Here is a 3,950-nt window from a genome sequence, read left to right as displayed (position 1 = left end):
CGCTCAAGCTCAGCAGCAGGGTCGAGCCCAGCACGCCCGCTGTGATCCATGCAGCGCGCGCCGTCCCATCCCCAGACAGGAATGCAAGGATGCTCACTTGTCTGTCTCCCGCACCTGTAGCGATCGGGCTGCCAGTGCGTGCAGGTTGCGCATGTGAAGGTCACTCACTCTTCCGGCTCAGGATCAGGCGGGTTAACCGTCTGACAGTCCATGCCTGTGCATCGGTTGCCGCGGTTGCCAACGTCGTTCAAGTCGAACGGGCCGGGCGAGTCCAGTCGGTTGCCGTTGCCGTAGTCCGTCCGGTCGCGGCCGATGGTGTCGCGGGCGATGTTGTCGCCGGTGCGCCAGTCGCCCAGGTGCTGACTGCCGCTGATCTGGTCGCGACCCACGGTGTCGCCGATGTGCTGCGTTCCGCTGATCAGGTCGCCGCCCACATACGTACTCGGTGGCAGCGCGCCGAATGCCGGCGTCGATCGCGGCATACGTCTGACCCAACGCAGGCAGCGCGCCCAGCAGCGCCAGCCCGACGTTCTCGGCGGCACCTCGCTGGCGCACGTACTGGCTCACGCCCTGCCGGCTGGCAGCGCCCTGCACCGCCATTGCGGCGAATGCCTTGGCTGCCACGACGCAGGTGGCGTCGCCGTTGCAGGCGTCAGCATCGGCGATCGTCGCCAGCTGCGCGGCCTGCTGCTGCTGAGCGCGGGCGTTGGCTTCGATGTAGGCCGAGTAATTGGCATCCGGCGTGCTCGCGCAGCCAGCAAGGGCCAGCAGCGTCAGGGGGATCAGGTAGCGCATGTGGCCTCCAGTTAGCCCGGCACGGGCGTTTGACCCAAGCACAGCGCGCGCGCGTGCTCGCGGCGCGTCACTATGCCTCGGCAGTTGTTGCTCGGGTCGCGGCAGTCTCGCCCGCCCACAAAGACCCAGCGGCGGAACTGCTCGCAGTAGACCGCGGGCGGCTCGCCGCTGTTGATCTGGCGAACCATCGTGCTGCTGCAGACGGCTTGCTCGCCGACGTTGTATCCAAGATCGACCAGCGATACCGCCACGTTGACCGGCACCGGCCGATGCAGGCAGCGCTCGATGCGCGACCACGACAGCTCGACGCGGCGGCCGAGCATCTGCATGCACTGCTCGCGCGTGAAGGTTTGGCCCATGCGGATATGCGAACCGGTCTCGCCGACGCATGCAGTGGGCACACGCTCGCCCCATACGGGGTCAGCGTAGGTGCTCAGTACAAGCCCCTCTTGCGTCACAAGCAGAGCGGATGCGCCGAGAATGACGGCAGCCGCGCCGCCGCCTATGACCTTCGTTGTGCCTTTCACAGCAGGCCCAAGCGTTTGCGCAGCCACAGCGAGAACGGCAGCCGCGCGGCCGGTGCCACGTCCTCGGGATTGTTGGCAGCACGATCAAGGGCAACGGCGATCTGGTCTTCGGTGAACAGCAGCGGGCGAACGGTGCCGCCGTCGTCCAAGTGCGCGAGGTAGTAGCTGCTGCCGCTGCCGAACTTGCGATCGGTGTTGGCCTGGCGCTCGCTCGCATAAATGCGGGAGTTCACCGGCGGCGGGGTGATGATGATGATCGGGCGCTTGCTGGTCATTCGTCAGCCTTTGGCCGCAAGTGCGGCGCCTGCATGTAGATCGCCGCGAGGTAGTCGTTCAGCGCTTTGACCTCGGCCCGCAGTTCGCGGATCTCCGCGTCGCGTCGGCTCGCCTCTTCGCGGGACAGGAAAGCCCCGACGATGGCAAGCGCGCAGACGATGGCCAGCGCAGTGGTGCACAGCCAGACCCCAACGCCGCCGGCGTTGATCTGGACTGTCGTTGTGTTTGTGCCCCGCAGCGCTTTCAGCAGGCTGGCAAGGTCTTCATGGCGGTCAGTCGGCACGCGGCTTGAGCCGTGCGTTGACGCGCTTGTAGTCAGTGACGTTCAGGCCCTCGCGATCGGCAAGGATCGTGACGGCCTGCTTGAAGGGCTCCAAGTCCTGCTCAAGCTCGTGGAAAAGGTCGGCGATGAAGGATCGAAGATCGCGCATCTCCTTCTCGAACCTTGGCTCTTGGACTGCCTTGTCCTCTTGCCGCTGGATCCGAAGCTCCAGGCCGTGGATTCGCTTTTGCGCCTTGAGCACCCAGATGGCGACAGTGACGCCGCCAGAAGCTGCGCCGGAAACAACAGCGAATGCCAGCGTGAGGTAATCCATGGGCGATCTCGAATGTTTGCCGGGTCACGCAGGTGGAGACTTAGGCCGACTGCAGAGGAAACGGGACAGCAGTCGAAACCAGTCCGCAGACGCGGGAGGCCCGCGCCCCGGCTGCCGGGGTTGTCCGTGAAGTCGGCCCGCACTCGCCGGCCAGCGGGTGGCGCTTTGTGCGCCATGGCTGCAGAAACGAAAAAGCCCCGCCGGATGGCAGGGCTTCTTGGGATTGATTCACCGGCAATTCCGCCAGCGTGCCGCAATTTCAGCACCCTACGGCTGCCACGTCAAGCGGCGCGTGCCAGCGCCATGAACTGTCCTTCGACGTGCGCGAATCCGATGTCGTGCAGCGCCCGATACTGCGCGCGGGAGATCTTGTGCCCGATCAGCTCGCATGCCGTCTCCAGCCGCTCGACCTGCACCCGACCGCGGCCCGCGTACCATGCCCGCAGGACGTTGGCCGCCTTGGGCCGAGTGATGCCCAGCTCGCTGATCATGACCTCGACCTGAAACGCCTCTTGGTCGACTTCCAGCGGCTTGTAGCCGGTCGGCCGCGGCGGCATCTCCCCGTGATGCTCGATCAGCACTTGGAGCATGTTCTTGCTCTGGTGCCCGAGATACTCGCAGTCGCGGTGCAGGGCGAACTCCCGGCCCCAAGCGGCGAGGCGCGTCTCGACGTAGGCGCCGAAGGTGTTGATTGCGGTCATAGGCGGCGTTCCTCGGGCAGTTGGGGCGGGTAGCAGAGTTCGGGGTGGTCGCACATGCGCTCGCCGCAGCAGAGGAAGCAGTCGCCGAGGCGAGGCTCGACGGGCTGCGGCTTGGGGGCGAATAGATCGGGCTGGTCAGGCTTCATGTCGCTTATTCCATGCCGCCCAAGCGCGAGCCTCGGCGTCGGCTGCCCACTCTTCGGGGCCGGTGTTGTCGGGGTTGATAGGCGGCCGGCCGGGATACTGGATCGCCCGGCACGTTTGAACCCGGACCTCTGGGCCGCGCGCCTCGCAATCACTGCACTGGACAGATCCCCATCGCGGCTCCTGCAGAACAAAAAGACCGTGTGCGCCGCAGAATGGGCACTGCTTGTGCTGCTGCTTGTCAGGCTGCACGGGTGATTCCCTCCGGCTGCAGGCCTGCGACGGTCACAGCGACGGCCAGCGCGGGCCATGCGTGCGACTTGACGCCGTAGGTCGGGCCGGGCGCAGCCTTCGTGCCGGGCGGCCCCAGCAGGTCGATCAAGGCCTGGCGGATGTTGCTGTCCTTGGCTCGCGTGTTGCCGCACAGGTGCATCTTCACCGCGTGTCGGGTCACCAGCTGCACTTCGCGCCCGCGCTCGGCGCACGTCTCGACCATTCGGCCGATGTTGACGCAGGTCTGAAAGACTTCGGCGCCTACCGGCATGCCGTAGGACGCGATCATCTCGACTGCGACGCGCGTCTCGGGCGATGTGCAGGTGCCTCGCAGCGCGGCCAGCATCTCGTGCAGCCCGAGGACTCCAGACTCCAGCAGGCGCCGGCCACTCAGCAGGGCCCATCCGCACTCAGTCGGGCCGGGGTCGATTGCGAGGATCATGCGACCTCCGCTTGCTTGGCGCGCTCGATCACGCTCGGGTCTTGTGGGATGTGCCGGCAGCCGAGGCAGCGCCAGCCTTCGCGGCCGGGGATCGACTCGGTAGCGGGGTCTTCGGCCGGATGGACTGCCCAGGCGCGGCAGTCCTTGGACATGCCGTTGACCACGGGCAGGTATGCCGGCGCGAACACCGTGGCCG

General features: G+C 66.5%; 9 protein-coding genes. All 9 read right to left on the bottom strand.

Annotated features, from left to right (window positions below):
- Window positions 1-164: 164 nt before the first annotated feature.
- Entirely contained in the window at window positions 165-434 is a 270-nt protein-coding gene (locus ACOVRJ_RS16440) for a hypothetical protein (RefSeq protein WP_422044915.1), read from the bottom strand.
- 372 nt (window positions 435-806) lie between these two features.
- Window positions 807-1,322 (bottom strand): lysozyme, encoded by a 516-nt coding sequence (locus ACOVRJ_RS16435; RefSeq protein ID WP_422044914.1) that lies wholly within the window; start codon window positions 1,320-1,322, stop codon window positions 807-809.
- Window positions 1,319-1,597 (bottom strand): hypothetical protein, encoded by a 279-nt coding sequence (locus ACOVRJ_RS16430; protein WP_422044913.1) that lies wholly within the window; start codon window positions 1,595-1,597, stop codon window positions 1,319-1,321. The genes ACOVRJ_RS16435 and ACOVRJ_RS16430 overlap by 4 nt, the downstream gene beginning before the upstream one ends.
- Window positions 1,594-1,881 (bottom strand): hypothetical protein, encoded by a 288-nt coding sequence (locus ACOVRJ_RS16425; protein WP_422044912.1) that lies wholly within the window; start codon window positions 1,879-1,881, stop codon window positions 1,594-1,596. Before ACOVRJ_RS16425 ends, ACOVRJ_RS16430 begins: the two co-directional genes overlap by 4 nt.
- Window positions 1,871-2,194 carry a hypothetical protein gene (locus ACOVRJ_RS16420; protein ID WP_422044911.1) on the bottom strand — a complete coding sequence of 108 codons (324 nt, stop codon included), beginning with the start codon at window positions 2,192-2,194 and terminating at the stop codon, window positions 1,871-1,873. The genes ACOVRJ_RS16425 and ACOVRJ_RS16420 overlap by 11 nt, the downstream gene beginning before the upstream one ends.
- 281 nt (window positions 2,195-2,475) lie before the next feature.
- Window positions 2,476-2,895, bottom strand: a complete 420-nt coding sequence (locus tag ACOVRJ_RS16415) for a hypothetical protein (RefSeq protein WP_422044910.1) — start codon at window positions 2,893-2,895, stop codon at window positions 2,476-2,478.
- Window positions 2,892-3,041 (bottom strand): hypothetical protein, encoded by a 150-nt coding sequence (locus tag ACOVRJ_RS16410; RefSeq protein WP_422044909.1) that lies wholly within the window; start codon window positions 3,039-3,041, stop codon window positions 2,892-2,894. The genes ACOVRJ_RS16415 and ACOVRJ_RS16410 overlap by 4 nt, the downstream gene beginning before the upstream one ends.
- Before the next feature lie 239 nt (window positions 3,042-3,280).
- Window positions 3,281-3,754 carry a hypothetical protein gene (locus ACOVRJ_RS16405; protein WP_422044908.1) on the bottom strand — a complete coding sequence of 158 codons (474 nt, stop codon included), beginning with the start codon at window positions 3,752-3,754 and terminating at the stop codon, window positions 3,281-3,283.
- On the bottom strand, window positions 3,751-3,950 hold a 200-nt coding region (locus ACOVRJ_RS16400; RefSeq protein WP_422044907.1), incomplete at its 5' end, for a hypothetical protein. The genes ACOVRJ_RS16405 and ACOVRJ_RS16400, both read right to left, overlap by 4 nt.

The sequence above is a fragment of the Roseateles sp. genome (assembly GCF_049240545.1).
In the GTDB taxonomy this organism is placed as follows: domain Bacteria; phylum Pseudomonadota; class Gammaproteobacteria; order Burkholderiales; family Burkholderiaceae_C; genus Paucibacter_A.
Note: the sequence above shows the minus strand (reverse complement) of the source record. Positions and strands in the feature narration are given on the sequence as shown.

Coding starts and splice junctions, on each gene's coding strand:
- ACOVRJ_RS16430 (WP_422044913.1), bottom strand. CDS start 1,597: ATGACCAGCAAGCGCCCGATCATCATCATCACCCCGCCGCCGGTGAAC.
- ACOVRJ_RS16420 (WP_422044911.1), bottom strand. CDS start 2,194: ATGGATTACCTCACGCTGGCATTCGCTGTTGTTTCCGGCGCAGCTTCT.
- ACOVRJ_RS16415 (WP_422044910.1), bottom strand. CDS start 2,895: ATGACCGCAATCAACACCTTCGGCGCCTACGTCGAGACGCGCCTCGCC.
- ACOVRJ_RS16410 (WP_422044909.1), bottom strand. CDS start 3,041: ATGAAGCCTGACCAGCCCGATCTATTCGCCCCCAAGCCGCAGCCCGTC.
- ACOVRJ_RS16405 (WP_422044908.1), bottom strand. CDS start 3,754: ATGATCCTCGCAATCGACCCCGGCCCGACTGAGTGCGGATGGGCCCTG.